Source organism: Changpingibacter yushuensis (genome assembly GCF_014041995.1).
In the GTDB taxonomy this organism is placed as follows: domain Bacteria; phylum Actinomycetota; class Actinomycetes; order Actinomycetales; family Actinomycetaceae; genus Changpingibacter; species Changpingibacter yushuensis.
In genome coordinates this window covers 578,286-593,377 of the sequence record NZ_CP059492.1, presented here as the reverse complement: position 1 = coordinate 593,377, position 15,092 = coordinate 578,286, and the positions used below count along the sequence as shown (strand labels likewise).

The 15,092-nt window shown below is 57.4% G+C and carries 15 protein-coding genes and 1 pseudogene; 11 read left to right on the top strand and 5 right to left on the bottom strand.

The features are described from left to right. The first annotated feature begins 1 nt into the window (after position 1). The 3 genes from H2O17_RS02465 to H2O17_RS02455 are packed head-to-tail and all read left to right on the top strand — an operon-like array spanning position 2 to position 2,180. Positions 2-355: a hypothetical protein gene (locus H2O17_RS02465; RefSeq protein WP_182050182.1), complete on the top strand. Its 354-nt coding sequence runs from the start codon at positions 2-4 to the stop codon at positions 353-355. Continuing rightward, positions 352-1,326 carry an ABC transporter ATP-binding protein gene (locus H2O17_RS02460; protein WP_182050181.1) on the top strand — a complete coding sequence of 325 codons (975 nt, stop codon included), beginning with the start codon at positions 352-354 and terminating at the stop codon, positions 1,324-1,326. The genes H2O17_RS02465 and H2O17_RS02460 overlap by 4 nt, the downstream gene beginning before the upstream one ends. Beyond that, positions 1,323-2,180, top strand: a complete 858-nt coding sequence (locus H2O17_RS02455; protein ID WP_182050180.1) for an ABC transporter permease — start codon at positions 1,323-1,325, stop codon at positions 2,178-2,180. The genes H2O17_RS02460 and H2O17_RS02455 overlap by 4 nt, the downstream gene beginning before the upstream one ends. Positions 2,181-2,228: 48 nt before the next feature. On the opposite strand, the gene H2O17_RS02450 is transcribed toward H2O17_RS02455, so the two are convergent. Next, positions 2,229-2,819, bottom strand: a complete 591-nt coding sequence (locus H2O17_RS02450) for a GNAT family N-acetyltransferase (protein ID WP_182050179.1) — start codon at positions 2,817-2,819, stop codon at positions 2,229-2,231. Positions 2,820-2,928: 109 nt separating this feature from the next. Between H2O17_RS02450 and H2O17_RS02445 the strand changes: the two genes are divergently transcribed. The 4 genes and pseudogenes from H2O17_RS02445 to H2O17_RS02435 all read left to right on the top strand — a co-directional run bounded on the left by H2O17_RS02445 (position 2,929) and on the right by H2O17_RS02435 (position 6,369). Beyond that, entirely contained in the window at positions 2,929-4,806 is a 1,878-nt protein-coding gene (locus H2O17_RS02445) for an AMP-dependent synthetase/ligase (protein ID WP_182050178.1), read from the top strand. A gap of 312 nt (positions 4,807-5,118) precedes the next feature. Then, positions 5,119-5,247: a hypothetical protein gene (locus H2O17_RS11705; RefSeq protein ID WP_281363058.1), complete on the top strand. Its 129-nt coding sequence runs from the start codon at positions 5,119-5,121 to the stop codon at positions 5,245-5,247. Positions 5,248-5,843: 596 nt separating this feature from the next. Next, positions 5,844-6,038: pseudogene (locus H2O17_RS11780) on the top strand (DDE-type integrase/transposase/recombinase); the annotation flags it as partial. Positions 6,039-6,099: 61 nt separating this feature from the next. Further along, the gene (locus tag H2O17_RS02435; RefSeq protein ID WP_182050177.1) at positions 6,100-6,369 is read left to right on the top strand and encodes an IS3 family transposase; all 270 of its coding nucleotides are present in this window, start codon (positions 6,100-6,102) and stop codon (positions 6,367-6,369) included. 76 nt (positions 6,370-6,445) lie between these two features. Here the strand turns inward: H2O17_RS02435 and H2O17_RS02430 are convergent, their stop codons facing one another. Both H2O17_RS02430 and H2O17_RS02425 read right to left on the bottom strand, forming a co-directional pair. Further along, on the bottom strand, positions 6,446-7,894 hold the full coding sequence (locus H2O17_RS02430) for an amino acid permease (protein ID WP_182050176.1): 1,449 nt from the start codon (positions 7,892-7,894) through the stop codon (positions 6,446-6,448). Positions 7,895-8,168: 274 nt separating this feature from the next. After that, positions 8,169-9,245, bottom strand: a complete 1,077-nt coding sequence (locus tag H2O17_RS02425; RefSeq protein WP_182050175.1) for a patatin-like phospholipase family protein — start codon at positions 9,243-9,245, stop codon at positions 8,169-8,171. Between the two features lie 117 nt (positions 9,246-9,362). On the opposite strand from H2O17_RS02425, the gene H2O17_RS02420 reads away from it, so the two are divergent. Further along, a complete protein-coding gene (locus tag H2O17_RS02420; protein ID WP_182050174.1) occupies positions 9,363-9,911 on the top strand; it encodes a GNAT family N-acetyltransferase in 549 nt (182 codons plus the stop codon). 279 nt (positions 9,912-10,190) lie between these two features. On the opposite strand, the gene H2O17_RS02415 is transcribed toward H2O17_RS02420, so the two are convergent. Next, complete coding sequence (locus H2O17_RS02415) at positions 10,191-10,661, bottom strand: YagU family protein (protein ID WP_182050173.1); 471 nt, start codon at positions 10,659-10,661, stop codon at positions 10,191-10,193. Positions 10,662-10,911: 250 nt separating this feature from the next. Here H2O17_RS02415 and H2O17_RS02410 point away from each other — a divergent pair, with 250 nt between their 5' ends. Further along, positions 10,912-11,775, top strand: coding sequence for an NAD(P)-dependent oxidoreductase (locus H2O17_RS02410; RefSeq protein WP_182050172.1), 864 nt, complete (start codon positions 10,912-10,914; stop codon positions 11,773-11,775). A gap of 56 nt (positions 11,776-11,831) precedes the next feature. Here the strand turns inward: H2O17_RS02410 and H2O17_RS02405 are convergent, their stop codons facing one another. Continuing rightward, a complete protein-coding gene (locus H2O17_RS02405) occupies positions 11,832-12,236 on the bottom strand; it encodes a DUF1801 domain-containing protein (RefSeq protein ID WP_182050171.1) in 405 nt (134 codons plus the stop codon). Positions 12,237-12,362: 126 nt separating this feature from the next. Between H2O17_RS02405 and H2O17_RS02400 the strand changes: the two genes are divergently transcribed. Further along, positions 12,363-13,703: an NAD(P)/FAD-dependent oxidoreductase gene (locus H2O17_RS02400; protein WP_182050170.1), complete on the top strand. Its 1,341-nt coding sequence runs from the start codon at positions 12,363-12,365 to the stop codon at positions 13,701-13,703. A gap of 272 nt (positions 13,704-13,975) precedes the next feature. Further along, positions 13,976-14,995, top strand: a complete 1,020-nt coding sequence (locus H2O17_RS02395) for a glycosyltransferase (RefSeq protein WP_182050169.1) — start codon at positions 13,976-13,978, stop codon at positions 14,993-14,995. Positions 14,996-15,092 lie beyond the last annotated feature (97 nt).

The following is a 15,092-nucleotide window of genomic DNA, read 5'->3' as shown; positions in this document are numbered from 1 at the left end:
CATGGTGACCACATCGGGGGTACTTCTAGTAGCTTTGGCGGCGGCGGAGATTGCGATCGTCATTGTGGGGTTGGTGTTCTTGGTCAAGACCCCCGCGCGGGCGCTTCCAGGCCAGATCAAGTGGCCTTACGCGCTGCTCATCGTTCTGCTGCAGTTCATAGGAACGCCCATCTTCTTGATTATTCGCCACGACGGAATGCGCAACCTTGCTGGCGGCGCTACCACGCCCAACCACACTGACGCTGCCAATCCCAGCCACATCGACGCTGCCAATCCCAGCGCCACGGATCCCAGCTCCACGGGCGTCGATGCCACCATTCGCGCCTTGTACGGCCATGAGCCGGATGCATCGTGACTTCGACCGAGCTTTCCCCGCATCAACCTGCAGGTTCGCCCACCGCGCCCTCAACCTCCCACAACCCCGTGGTTGTCTTTGACGGAGTATCGCGGGCATTTGGCACTACCCTCGCGCTCAACAACGTCTCCTTTAGCTTTCCGGCAGGATCGGTGTGTGCGCTGCTGGGCCCAAACGGTGCTGGCAAGACTACTGCCCTGCGAATCCTATTGGGGCTCGCGCGGCCCGATTCCGGCACTGTTCGGATACTCGGGGAGGAACCGGGTACAACGTGGGTTCGCCAACGGTTGGGGTACTTGCCTGATGTGCCTACTTTCCCAAACTGGCTGAACGCATCGGAGTACCTCTATGAAGTGGCCTCGCTCGAAGGCCTCAGTGCCTCTCAAGCACGCACGCGAGTTCCACTACTCCTCGATCTAACCTCACTCCAGACATCCCAACGCATCGGAGGTTACTCACGCGGGATGCGTCAACGCCTCGGCTTGGCTCAGGCCCTCATCTCTTCACCTGACGTGTTGGTGCTCGATGAACCAACATCTGCATTGGACCCCAGCGGACGCCGCGCGGTACTGGATTTGCTGCACGAACTCGGAAAGCATGCCACTGTGATCATCTCCTCCCACAACCTCAGTGAGATTCAGGAGATCTGTACTCACGCAGTACTGCTCAAAGATGGGAACGTGCTGGCGGCCTCCACCCTTGAAGAACTCATGAGTACAGTCGGAGCCGGATTCATGAGGGTGCGCGTTGATCACCCGGATGCCTTCGCTGCAGCAGTGCGCGGTGAGCCGTGGTGTGCGTCAGCCCGTGTGGAAGGGCTGGACGTGATTGTGCGCGGCGATGAGCAACTAGCTGGTGTGCAGATACCTCGCATCATCACCCAGTTGGGCGAACGCCTCCACGCTTACTCACCCAGCGCTTTGACATTGGAAGAGGTCTTCCTAACTCTCACGTCTGAGGAGGGCCAATGAGGAGCCTAGCCACAACACCTTTGGGCGCGGGCGCTGCTCCCACGGCATCAGTTCCCGCGCCTCCAACCACTGGTGTCACATGGGTTGCCAGCCTGCGCAGAGTTCTTCGTTTCGAGGCTCTCACCGTGTGGCGCACCAGCAACCGCTGGGTGGTTCCATTGGTCATCGCTGCCGCTGACGTACTCTCTGTGCTCACGGCGCGCTACTCTCCCGCTATTCTCAAGCAACTGGTTGGTGAAGATCTCATTGGTCTGTTGCCCGGACCCAGCTGGCAAGAGTCGTACGCTCAATGGGTGAAGAATCTGAGCCAATTGGTCATCTTCGCAGTCATCCTGACGGGCGCAGGCGCCACTTCCAACCTCATCTCCAGCGGACGCGCGCAGCTGCTTGCCGTGCGCCCGGTGACCCGCTGGCACCAACCAGTTGCCGCCTACATTGCTCGGCTGGGCGTAGTGGCGGTCTCAATCTGTGGCGCAACTCTGCTCACATGGGGGCTCACGCTCATCTATTTCCCGGAAGCTCCGATCGGGCGGCTCATTGCTGCGAGTGCCATGTGGATGGCGCTCGCAGCCCTCATGCTTGCCGTCTCAGTAGGTCTTTCTGCGTGGCTTGGCTCCACTTTGGCTAGTGCAGGTGCCACGATCGGGGTGTACCTCGTGTTGTCGATCCTCTCGGCACTGCCCACTCTGGCTGATCATTCGCCTGCCGGTCTCATTGCAGCTCCCACAGCTATCGTTGCGCACGGGATCGCGACTTCAGGCCAGCCCATTCTTCTGCCGCTCCTGAGCTCAGCAGTATTGGCTCTGATCATTCTCAGTTGTGGCGCATGGAGCTTTGCCCGGCGCGAGTTGTGATGTGCCTCAGTGCACGCCAAAGCCATATGGCAAAGTGCTCACAGCATCTCAGTGCACGCCAGGGCGCCACATCCCCATCTCGGGTACCGGATGGGCGGAGGGAACAATTCCCAGCGGGATGAACCCTTTGCGCTCATACAGCTTTCGCGATCCGGCAGTGGTGGATTCAAGGTAGATGGGCCAATCTGCAGCGCGCTCTATCCCGTGGTCCAGCAGCATGGAACCAACGCCTTTTCCGCGCGCACTATCGGACACAACTATCGAGTACAAGTACCAATGCGGGAAACCGGGTGTGGCGGCGGCGTCGTACGAATCGAACTGGCGAGCCCGCGGAAATGAACGTCCGAGCGCCCGCATGAGGCCGGGTAGCATACGCAGTTCGTCAAGCTTGGTTATGGGCACATTCGGTTTGGCCCACAGTGCCACACCGAGCAGTTTGCCATCCTCCTTAACCGTGTCCACAACTCCCTTGGGGATGTAAAACTTCTTCAGCTCAGTCGTAAAGAATCGCTCAAGTGCCAGTTCAGGATCGCGCGAGCGCGCCACATACTCGGCGAGTACTGGGTCGTCAATGAACACTTTTCTCAATAGCTCGGCGATGGCGGCAATGTCATTGTGGCGTCCAGGCTTGATCTGCATGGCGCAATTGTATTCGTACGGGCACGGATAGCGAGGAAGGCTCTCGAGCGCGCGGCGGTTTCCGGAGTGGTGGAGGCGTTGCAACCCTTCGGCAGCGTAACCTAGGACCATGGTTGCAGCATTCTTGCCTGAGGGTATGACCCCAGAAATTGAAACCGCATTCGAAAACACGTGGCAGAATATCGGCGCCGGTATCGACGACCGCGCCAATCGTTTTCCCAATCAGACCGGATGGATGTTCCCGGATTCCTCCGGGCATTGGCAGGAAATGTCGTGGGATGGCTTCCGTAAGTGGACGCACCGCATCGCCGCTGGTTTGCTGGCACTCGATCTCAAGCCTGAAGAAGTGGCCTCGATTTGTTCGGGAACCTCGATACGGTGGGTCGTTGCCGACATGGCAATGTCCTGTGTTGGGATCACCACCAACACCGTCTATCCGAACACTCGCCCAGATGATATTGCCTTCATTCTCGACGACGCCGCCTCGATTACAGTATTCGTTCAGAATGAGGCGATTCTCGAGAAGATAGTTGCCCTCGAAGGTCTGACAACAACCATCCGTCACATCATCGTGATGGAAGGGACGCCTTCTTCGCCCGATCCTCGAGTCATTACATGGGATGAACTTGAGGCAGTGGGGCGCGAATATCTCGCGGCACATCCAACATGCGTGACTGACGCGCAGGCCAATACAAACCACGATTCACTTGCCACGATCATCTACACGTCCGGAACAACCGGCCGCCCAAAGGGCGTGGAAATTACGCACGGTACGTGGATCTATGAGGCAGTGGGTTGGGGCGCAAACGATTCCATTCATGACCGCCAGATTCATTACATCTGGCTTCCCCTCTCACACGGATTCGGTAAATGTATGCTCCTGATTGGCATGTATACCGGAACCATCAACGCTATTGACGGACGCATTGACCAGATCGTGCCAAACCTCGGCAAGCTCAAGCCATCACTCATGTGCGGCGTTCCGCGCATCTTTGAGAAGGTTCGGGCCAGTGTTCTGGCTGCGGCACCTGAAGGCTCACCCAAGCGCAAGATCATCGATTGGGCGATGGCCGTGGGTGAGGAGTCCTTCCCCTACCGTTCACAGAAGCTGCGCATGCCAAGTGGTCTAGCTGCGCGTTACAAGGTGGCTGACAAACTGGTGTTCTCCACGATTCGGCAGACCCTTGGCGGCAACCTTGACTTCCTTATCTCTGGATCGGCCAAGTTGAACCCGGAGCTCCAGCGCTGGTTCTTCAACGCGGGTATCCCGTTGCTCGAAGGGTACGGAGTTACTGAGACCGCCGCAGTCACGTACTACAACCGTGTTCAAGAGTTGACCTTCGGATCGGTCGGAAAGATCATCCCAGGTTCGGCCGCCCGGATTGATCCGGAGACTGGCGAGATTCTTCTCAAAGGCCCGGGGATCATGCGCGGATACCATAATGACCCTGAATTGACGGCCTCGGTCATCAGTGAAGACGGTTGGTTCCACACTGGAGACGTTGGCTTCTTTGATAAGAACCGCTTCCTTTACATCACAGACCGAATCAAAGACGTCATCAAGACCTCGAATGGCAAGTTTGTTGCACCGTCTGAAATTGAGGCGCTACTTACTGCCACATCGAGCGCGATCTCTCAGGCCGTGGTGGTGGGCGAAGGCCACAAGTTCTGCGCTGCCCTCATCTCGCTAGACCCCGAATGGGTTGAGGCGTGGTGCGCCAGCCACGGAGCAGCAGGTCTGGCTTATTCGGATGCCGTCAAGCTGCCGGAGATCCGCCGCGCAGTGCAGAAGGATGTGGATCAGGCGAACTCAAAGCTGGGCCGCTGGGAAACCATCAAGCGTTTCGCCATCTTGGATGCCGAAATGACCGTGGATGACGGCACAGCAACCCCAACGCTCAAGGTACGCAGATCGCACGCCATCGAGCACTATCAGGCCCTCATTGATCAGATGTACTTCGATGAGAATCAGGCTCATTCGGCTTAACGCCAAGCCGAAGGGGTGAGGCCCGCAAGCCTCAATTGGCCCAGTCAGGTAAGCCTCAAACGGCCCGGTAAGGCGGGCGCCGCAAACTGAAACACGGGGGGGTTAAAGGCCAAAAGGGGGTCTGGACAGTTTTCCGTATCTTTTCGGGAGGCTTGTATGAGGGTTGTGTATTCAGCTGAGCAGAAGCGTGTGGCTGTGGCGACGTTCCGTAGGTTGGGTTCGTATGTCAAGACGATCCGGAAGTTGGGGTATCCGTCTCGGCATGTGCTCCATGATTGGGTGCATCAGTCTCGTCGAGGTCGCAAACCGGTCGTGAAGAGGCAGCCTGCCCGCCACTATCCATGGACTGTTAAGTTGAGCGCCGTGGAGCGGATGAATGCTGGCCAATCAGTTAAAGACATTGCTGGGGATCTCGGCATTGTTAACCATATGCTTGTATAAGTGGATGCGGCTATGGAACCAAGAAGGTGAGCGGGCCTGATGACTAGACGTGAGAAACGCGAGGCTGATGGTTAGCCACTCGAGCTCAACTAGAGAATCATTGCCGGATGATCCTGACGAGTTGCGTCGTTTGGCGGCCAGGCTTCTAGTGGAAAAGCATGTGTTGGAACACGAGCTTGATCTGGTAAAAAAGACGGGGCGTCATCCCGGGACAACTGTCGAACTGAACAAGACACGCATCATTGACCGGTTGCGTGCTCGTCTTCCTTCGTGATGCTGCTGGAGGCGTGCGCGATCTCGGCCAGTAGCTACCACTATTGTCGGGGTGTGCTTGAACGTCCGACAATATGGCGAGCTCGCTGGCAGGATTGAGAAGATTGCTGGCGATTCGGGCTTTACGTATGGTTGCACGGGTCTGGCTCAAACTCAAGCGTCTTGGGGACTGTTTCTGAGAAGGTTGTTCGTCGTTTGATGAAAGAACATCAGATCCCGGTTTATTACGCTCACCGCAAGCGTCGCTATTCCAGTTATGAGGGAGAGACAAGCCCGGCCCAGATGATCACGTCAAGAGGAATTTTCATGCTGATGAGCCTGACAGACTATGGCTCACTGATGTCAGTGAGTTTGCTGCTTCGGACGCCAAGGTCTATCTCAGCCCGATGATTGATTGCTGTGATGGGAAAGTGGTGGCGTGGCAGACGAGTCGACGACCGGACAAGGTGATGACGCAGTCGATGCTGGAAGCTGCGATCGCGAGTTTGCCTACCGACGCCACGACGCTTTACGGATGATAAGGAAGCTATCCCACTGAATTATTCATAGCGATCGTGGTGGACATTACCGGAGCGCTGAATGGATCGAGACCACGAAGGCTGGGATCACCCGCTCGATGGAAAGAAGGGATGTAGTCCCGATAACGCGGCCTGTGAAGGATTCTTCGGACGTATGAAAACGGAAATGTTCTACGGTCACACCTGGACCAGTGCCGCACAGCTCGAGACGGCAATCAATGATTACCTTATCTTCTATAACACAGAGCGCTTGAAAACATCCCTTGGAGGCACCATCCAAGAAAACCGTGACAAAATGGAGAAACCAGAACCATCCAGAAAACAGTCCTGACCCCCTCCTGGCCTTTAACCTACACGGGGAGCCCAGTACGTGAAGTACTGGGCTCCCCTCATGTTCAATGTTTGTTCTAGGAGACCTTTTCTCCGTCAGTACTCTCAATGATTGCCGCGGCCGCCGCATCGTCACGAACGACGCGACCTCGGATCCTGCGCCACGCAATGAACAGCGCGATAAACCATATGGGCGTGACTGCCTCGGCGATCGCGGTGTCAGGATCCTGCGTGAGAGCTACAAGAATGAACACAAAGAACGCGAGCACGATCCACGGCATCACCTTTGCGCCAGGCATCTTATAGCTCGAGGAGGCGTGCGCCTCCGGGAACCGGCGCAGATACACGATGTAGCACGCTAGGATGATCGCCCACACGCACAGGAAAAGTACTGAAGAAACTGTGGTGATGATTGTGAAAGCGCGCATCACCGAACCTGAGGCTGTGAGCACCAGTGAGCCCACGATCATCGCAACGGTGAGGATTAGTCCGGGCCAAGGCACCCCGTGTGATGAGACCTTGCCAAAGGCACGCGTTGCCATCTTCTTATGAGAAAGCCCGTAGAGCATCCGCGAAGTTGAGTACACGCCTGAGTTGCACGATGAGGCCGCGGAGGTGAGAACCACGAAGTTCATGATCGATGCTGCGGCCACCAGGCCAATAAGGTTGAAGAGCCCAACGAACGGTGAATGCTCCGGATCCACTCGGTCCCATGGGGTGATGCACATGATGGCCGCGAGCGCTACAACGTAGAACAGCAGCACGCGCACTGGAATTGAGTTGATGGCCTTGGGAAGGGTGACCTTAGGGTTCTTCGTTTCAGCAGCTGTAGTTCCCACTAGCTCAATGCCCACAAAGGCGAAGATGGCCAGTTGGAAGCCGCCTATGAAGCCTGTAAAACCAGTCGGGAAAATGCCGCCGTGACTCCAAATGTGGGTGACGGATGCAGATACGCCGTCGTGCTGGAATCCGGTGACGATCATGACGATGGCCACCACAACCAGCGCGGCGATGGCAAGAAGTTTGATGATCACAAACCAGAACTCGAGTTCGCCAAACAGGCGCACACTCAGCAAATTCATGACCAACAACAGCAGCATCACAGCCACGGCCAGCACTATTGACCAAGCCTTTGAGTCAACCCAGAAGTTCCAGTAATCCATGATGGCGATGATGTCAGCCATACCCAGCACTACCCAGCACAGCCAGTACGTCCAACCCACCACGAAGCCCGCCCATGGGCCGAGGATGTCAGCAGCGAAATCCTGAAAAGACTTGTAGTTGAGGTTGAAGAGCAGCAGCTCACCCATCGCACGCATCACGAAGTACAACATGAATCCGACGATCGCGTAGACCACCATGATGGAAGGGCCCGCAACGTGAATTGACTTGCCCGATCCCATGAAAAGCCCGGTGCCGATTGCGCCGCCGATAGCAATGAGTTGCACGTGGCGATTACTCAGGCTCCTGCGCAGCTGGTTGTTTTCTTTTTGTTCGACGACGTCGATCTCAGGCTTCGTGGTCAATGGCCCTCCTTGAGTGTCCGCCGAGTCACTTTACTCGCGAGGGTACTCAGCGCGGGTGCGATTCACTATTCGGACACGTGAAACGGCGTGTTTCCGCCACTCGTGGCGATCGGTCTGAAGAACTCCGTAGGGGCACGCAGCACACCTAAGACCTTAGTCCTAGGCATTGGTGTATTGGTGGCTGAAGAGCCACATCGAGCGTGCAGAAGGGAAGGCGGGTGGCAAATCGACATTTTCAGCCCGCTGGGGTGGCGCGCAGAATCACGCGCGCCACTCAAATGCCGGCGCGGTCAAACGCTTCCTTGGCAAGCTGCCGGCCGAGTTCAATAAGCTCCGGCGCCTTATTGAAGTCCAGCGTGCTGGCCGAGGCGTATGGCACTGTGATGTTGATTTGCGCGGGGTTGGCAGCAGCGCGATAGCGCTCAATCATCCCTTGCATTGTGCCGAGGGAGTCCATAAGCAGCGCAGTGGTGGAGATCGACTTGCCTCCGGTTTCGATCACGGAGTCGCTCGCTTCCATGGCATCCACTTCCCCGGCGTGGCTCAACAGGCCGGAATGGGAAGCCACTGCCGATGTCTGGGCATCAAGCGGCGTGGGCACATGAGCAGAGTCAGCTGGATCGGCTTCATCTTCCACTGCCACCTGTTCGATGTCATCAGCATTAACTGAGCGCGAATCTCGGAAGAAGCGCGAACTCATCGCCTTGACGGACTCCGAGATCTCCTCCACACCTCCGGTGAGCTTGGCAAACACACCACGTTCGGCGGCGATCTCAACAGGAGCCGGTTCCGGCTGATCTACCAAGAACGGGCGCCCGGCAAGGGAGACGGCCACCGTCACGTCCGATCTCACTGACAAAGTGGGCTCAATAGGAACCGGGTTGCACACGCCGCCGTCGACCAATGTGTGGCCGTGCATGCGAACCGGGGTAATGAATCCAGGGATTGCGATGGAGGCTCGAATGGCGGAATCGAGCGGGCCGCGTTGGAACCACACCTCGCGTTGAGCTGTGACATCGCTGGCGACTGCCGTGAAAGGAATGGGGAGATCCTCGATGCGCACATTCCCAGAGTAGGAGTTGATTTCGTCAATGATCCGATCGGCCTTGACCATACCCGCACCAGAGACTGTGAAGTCCAAACGCCGGATCACGGCGAGGCGGGTGAGGCTTGTGGCCCATTCGGTAAAGGCAGGCAAGCCACCGGAGGCTTCCAGACCTCCCACCAGCGCTCCCATGGAGGTCCCTGCGATAGTCACGATTTCGTGGCCACGGGATTTGAGTTCCTCAATGACGCCGATGTGGGCGTAACCGCGTGCTCCGCCAGATCCAAGTACAAGTGCGATGCGCATAGATTCATTGTGTCATCGCACAGCCCCGCTCGAAAGACCGCTACAGCGCGATTCGCTGACGACGTGGAGCGGCCCCGTTTGCTAGTCACCCACATCACATGACCTTAGAATCGTTGCATGACTGTCACACTCGAACCTTTTGCTGTATCAAACCCTGAGGACCGCGAGGCGCTCATTGACTTCATGTCACAGAACGCTTTTCCTTTTCATGTGGGGCATCGCCTGACTCGCTCTGAGATCGCAGCCAAGATTGAACAGGGAGATTTCGACGGCGACGATCACAAGACATTCTGGATCTCTGAGCAACGGCAGGGCCGCATTGGCGTGGTTGTTCTCTCCGATTTGACCGAAAACGCACCACTATTTGACCTTCGCTTCTCCGAAGCGATGCGCGGGCAAGGGTTGGGCGTAGACGCGCTGCGCGCAATTGCCAACGTGGTATTCGAGACGATGCCGAGCGTCAACCGCCTTGAGGGGCAGACGCGCGAAGACAACATTCCTATGCGCCGCACGTTCCACAACGCAGGCTGGGTCAAGGAAGCCCATTACCGTGAAGCGTGGCCAACCGAAAACGGTGAGGCCTTGGCCAGCGTGGCATACGCAATTCTGCGCAAGGATTGGGAATCGGGCACTACCACTCCTGTGACGTGGAATGAGCCTTGGTGATGTGCCGCGCAATCTGAGCAGGCGAGGTGTTCGACGATGTGAGCAGGCGCCAGCCTCTGAGTGAGGCAGGAGTGGGCGGAAATGGAGACCACGAGCCAATAGCCTTGAACTCCACGCGAAGCTAGATGCACGGAAGGCGACCCCAACTGGGGTCGCCTTCCGTGTTTGCGCCGATCAGGATAGCCGAAGCCGCTTCTGGCAACACAAGCCATTCCGCGTTACTCAAGCCCCACTGGCTACCTCGGCCTCTGGCCTCTGGGCCACACAGTTCACGGGCGATCAGCGATTTGCATCAGGAACGGTCAGAGGGACTTCGGCATCTGGCTCATGGGTGATGCGATTACGCAGATCGCGACGAACGATTTCAATAGACCACAACCACACGACATGACCAAGTGCCTCGGAGAAGTGCTCTTCGAGAGGCTGATCCCATGGAGCTGGGACTGTACCCATGGCCGGCATGATGATGATGTGGAAAGCAACCCAGATAAACAGACCAAAGGCAGCGCCCTGCCAGAGCTTGATCTTCGGGTACTTCTCAGCAACCAAGCAGTAAAGAACTGCAAAGAAGATGGCAAATCCGAAGTGGATGATGAACGAGATGATCGGAAGATCGTTGCCGTTGAATCCGATCGTGGTGTGCACGAAGTCGGAGGAGAACCCCAGTTGCTGCAGGAGTTCCTGGGGAGGATTGGTGGCATTGCGTTCCGGCGTGCGTGGAGGGAATGGAACTTCCCAGCCGAATAACAATCCTAATCACTCATATTCTGTAGGAGGTTCGATGTTTTGAACCTTCCCACATTCGACATAAACAGGTAGGGGTGGCTATTCGACACACGGATCGTGGGTATTGGCAGGCGCTCCGGCGCTAGATGCCATGCGCATGCCTGACCGGCCCGCGTCACCGGCAAAGCTCTGAGTAGGGCTTACGGAAGTCTCACCACTCTGATTGCGTCAGAAGTTCCTCCGAATGGATGTATGTGACGAGTAGCATAGACTCATGAGAATTGCATTTCTAGGCACAGGCCGCATGGGGACCGAACTGGTACTTCGACTCATCAGTTCTGGAAGCCACGATGTTGTGGTGTGGAACCGCACCCCAGATAAGGCCCACCGAAGCGTGGCCGGAGGAGCGAAGCTCGCCTTCACTCCTGAAAACGCAATCAAAGGCGCAGACCTCGTCATGACCTGCCTATTTGGGCCGGATGCTGTGGAGGAAATTGTCATGGCACCGGAACTTCTCCCCGAAGGTACGGTGTGGGCGGATGTCACCACAATTTCACCTGAGGATGCCAAGCGCCAAGCAGAATGGGCTGCCGCACGCGGTATCGATTTTGTTCACTCTCCTGTAGTGGGGACCCTCGGGCCGGCCCGCGCTGGAATGCTCGGCGTGTATGTTGGCGGCGCTTGCCCGCGCGCACGTGAAGTAGTGCACGAAGCCGTGAAAGCTTACGCAGATCCAGAAAGACTTCGATGCATGGAGAGCGCCTCAGAGGCGGCAACAGCCAAGTTGCTGGCAAACCTTGCTCTAGCCGTCACAGCACAGGGGGTCTCAGAGGCCATTAGGTTGGGGGCGGCGCAGAACCTCACCGCAGAACGCGTACTGGATCTGTTGGGATCCACAGGCTTGGCATGGATGGCCAACTTCAAGCGCGACTTCACGCTAGGGCGTGACACGGCTGAGGCTCAGTTCTCTACAAACGCCATCGCAAAGGATGTGCGGCTCATGCTGCACACATCCAACCTCCCGCTACCTGCCACCAGCGCGGCACTCGAATCGCTTGTGCAGGTGCAGCGCAACGGCGGAGGCGAACACGACTTCTCCGAGATGCTGCAGGTGGAAGCCAACCATCCAGTCAGTTAGGTTGCGGCAGCCTATCGCTGCTGCCGGGCTACCAGCCCGGCAGCAGCGCCTCGTTATCATCCGTCCGTGCGATTCCAAGCCATCGCTATGAGCTGGCGCATGACTGAGAGGTCCACATCCTCAAGCTTCTTCACATATACGCACCCCACACCCTCGGTGTAGGTGCCCAGTTGTGGAAGAAGGCGTACTTGTTCCGGAAGATCTTTCAAACCATAGAGGGAAAGCTGTGCCTTGCGCGGCGAAAACGCGACCCGGGGCCAATCACCTTCTGTGCTGCCAGAAGCAGAAGCGTAATGAAAACTTCCATAGCCCACCATGGTGGGGCCCCACATGACGGGTTCCGTGCCCGTTACCTCACGGAAGATCTCTGCCAGCGCAACTCCATCACTCTGGCGTTTAGGTGGGACCACTCCGAACAGGAACTCTTCAACAGGAACATTGGTCGGTTTTGTCTTGGCCATAATGCCTCCCACGTGGAACAGATGGCAGAGATGCCACGGGATTCGCGCCGACCACGATAATGGCGTGACCGGTTGCACCTATACCATCCATTCTCTCACGAAAGTTGGGACGTTAGGCTTATATGCATGTCGACCCAAACAACGAACGCCCGCCACCGCCCGCACGTCGTCGTAGTGGGAGGTGGATTCGGCGGATTGAATGCCGTTCGGCAACTACGCCATGCCAATGTGGATATCACGCTGATTGACCGACACACGTACAACACGTTCCAGCCACTCATTTACCAAGTCGCAACAGCCGCACTGAACCCTGGTGACATCACCTGGTTCCTGCGCTCAGTGCGAGCCAAACAGAAGAACGTACGCTTCGTTCGTGGCACAGTGGAGTCGATCGACCACGAAGCCAAAGCGCTCACCTTAGACGGAAACGTCACCGTCAAATACGACTACTTGATCCTCGCAGCTGGAGTCACCGCCAACTTCTTCGGGATTCCCGGCGCCGAAACCTTTGCATTCCCGCTCTACCGCCGCTCCCACGCACTTAGGGTTCGCGACAAGCTATTCGCCAAACTTGAAGACGCTGCCATGAACGCGGAGGATCAGGAAGACCTGCGGATCATCGTTGTGGGAGCAGGGCCAACCGGCGTGGAGACTGCTGGTGCACTAGCCGAGATGCGCAACCAAGATCTGCCTGTCACATATCCGGAGCTGGACCCGCATCGAGTAAACATTTCACTGGTCGAAATGTCACCCAACGTGCTTGGCCCATTCCACTCCAGCCTGCGCGACTACGCCAAGAAAGCTCTGGAGAAGCGCGGCGTAGACCTGCGCCTCGCGACGGCTGTGAAGGAAGTGCGCGAGGACGGCGTCGTCGTCGAAAATCATGCGAAGCAGGAATTCCTTGAATCAGAACTGGTCATCTGGGCTTCCGGAGTTACGGCACATCCGAGCGTTGCCGCATGGAACGTCCCTCAGGGCCGTGGTGGGCGCATCCTTGTGGATGAACACCATCGAGTTGCCGGGTTACCGGGAGTTTTTGCCGTGGGCGACATCTCGATTAATCCAGACAATCCGCTGCCCCAACTAGCCCAGCCTGCGGTTCAGGCCGGCAAACACGTGGCAAAGTTCATCCGCGCCGAAGTGGAGGGCAAGGAGCAACCCAAGCCATTCACGTACGTGGACAAAGGGACCATGGCAACAATTGGCCGTTCATCAGCAATCGCTGAGATAACTGGCCTACCCCGCATGAAAGGCTTCCCAGCATGGATCATCTGGGTGGGGATCCATGTGGCGCAACTCTTGGGGAACCGAAACCGCCTAGCCACCATGACCAACCTGAGCCTCAAGTACATCGGGTGGAGAAGCCACAACGCGATTGTGGGCGAAACCCCCTACACCGCTGCACGCAAACCTCGAGTGATCGACCACAACCCGCATTCGCCCGGAAGCGCTGAATCGGCGGAGTGAACTGGTCTGCATTCGTGACGCCTAGGTGTTGATGAGCCTAGGTGTTGATGAACCTAGGTGTTGATGAACCTAGGTGTTGGTGATGCCCACACGTTCGTGAGCGCCTTCTTCTCACCCTTTGAGGTGTGCCGCAAACACTCCTCAAAGTCCTAGATTTGTTACCTAGGCCACATTTTGTGTAAGGAGTGAACGTGCTGGAAGGCGGGGCATAACTGCACGCGAGGGGTTGAAGCATCACGATTGACCCCGCGGTACGCGAGGGGGTGGTGGAAATGCTGATCGGCTACTACGTTGACCAGCAAGGAGACGGCCATCGCAATCGCGCGCTGCAAATCGCCCAGCAACTGAACTGCGACGTGGTGGGGTTCGGTACCATAACGCAACTTGACGGTTGGCCAGGCCGATGGAATCGGCTGGCAGATGACACTTCGGGCCTCATCGTGGACCCCAGCGCAGGCGGTGTTTTCCACTGGGCCCCGCTACGCCATGAAGGGCATCGCCAACGGATGGGTGTAGTGGCGGTGGAGTTGGCCGCAGGCCTGGATGCGATGGTTGTGGACTCATCCACAGAGGTGGCTGCGCTTTCGCGCCTCATGGGGGTGCCCACCGTGTTAGTTGCCATGCGGGCTCATGAACACGACCGCGCCCAGCATCGCGCATTCGATCTAGCGAACCTCATCATTGCCACCTGGCCCGAATCAGCGCCGGAGCCCGGCTGGAAACAAGAGTGGCTGGCAAAGACCACGTACACAGGCGCAATTTCACGCTTCGATTCGCTGAGCGTGGAGGTTGCCAAGAAGTTTAGCGAAACACTGCCGACCACAGCCCAACCGAAAGATCCGCTCAAACGTGCTCTTGTAGTCTGGGGTGCCTCGCAGCCAGAGTTGCCGGAATCAGAGTTGCGAAACGTGGCTTCCTCCACGGAGGGATGGTCATGGCGGATGCGCAGCCCCCGCCGCCCCTCCCCCAACTTATGGCGCGAAATGCTGGATGCCGATGTGGTGGTAACTCACGCGGGGCAAAACACGATCGCGGAGGTGGCAGCAGCCGCTCGCCCAGCGATAGTGGTGGCCCAACCATCCGACTATGGCGAACAAGCGGCCAATGCCCGCGCACTCGCGCGATTCGGAGCGTGCGTCGCAGTTCAAGAATGGCCGGATCCAACGATGTGGCCGCAGCTTCTAGATAGCGCAATTCGTATGGATACGAGCAGCTGGGCCGAATGGAACAACCGTGGTGGTGCCGCCCTAGCAGCGGAAGCAATCCGAAGATTGGCCAGCAAACGCCGCTGATCTGAAGCCCCAGGCGCCAGTTGGCGGCCTGCTCTACACCCAACGGCTTGCTTCCGCTAGTGTGCAAGGAAAGAGGGAAACCGAACTGTCAGCTGCT

Coding starts and splice junctions, on each gene's coding strand:
- H2O17_RS02435 (WP_182050177.1), top strand. CDS start 6,100: ATGGATCGAGACCACGAAGGCTGGGATCACCCGCTCGATGGAAAGAAG.
- H2O17_RS02395 (WP_182050169.1), top strand. CDS start 13,976: ATGCTGATCGGCTACTACGTTGACCAGCAAGGAGACGGCCATCGCAAT.
- H2O17_RS02405 (WP_182050171.1), bottom strand. CDS start 12,236: ATGGCCAAGACAAAACCGACCAATGTTCCTGTTGAAGAGTTCCTGTTC.
- H2O17_RS02420 (WP_182050174.1), top strand. CDS start 9,363: ATGACTGTCACACTCGAACCTTTTGCTGTATCAAACCCTGAGGACCGC.
- H2O17_RS02465 (WP_182050182.1), top strand. CDS start 2: ATGGTGACCACATCGGGGGTACTTCTAGTAGCTTTGGCGGCGGCGGAG.
- H2O17_RS02455 (WP_182050180.1), top strand. CDS start 1,323: ATGAGGAGCCTAGCCACAACACCTTTGGGCGCGGGCGCTGCTCCCACG.
- H2O17_RS02400 (WP_182050170.1), top strand. CDS start 12,363: ATGTCGACCCAAACAACGAACGCCCGCCACCGCCCGCACGTCGTCGTA.
- H2O17_RS02450 (WP_182050179.1), bottom strand. CDS start 2,819: ATGCAGATCAAGCCTGGACGCCACAATGACATTGCCGCCATCGCCGAG.
- H2O17_RS02425 (WP_182050175.1), bottom strand. CDS start 9,245: ATGCGCATCGCACTTGTACTTGGATCTGGCGGAGCACGCGGTTACGCC.
- H2O17_RS02445 (WP_182050178.1), top strand. CDS start 2,929: ATGGTTGCAGCATTCTTGCCTGAGGGTATGACCCCAGAAATTGAAACC.
- H2O17_RS02410 (WP_182050172.1), top strand. CDS start 10,912: ATGAGAATTGCATTTCTAGGCACAGGCCGCATGGGGACCGAACTGGTA.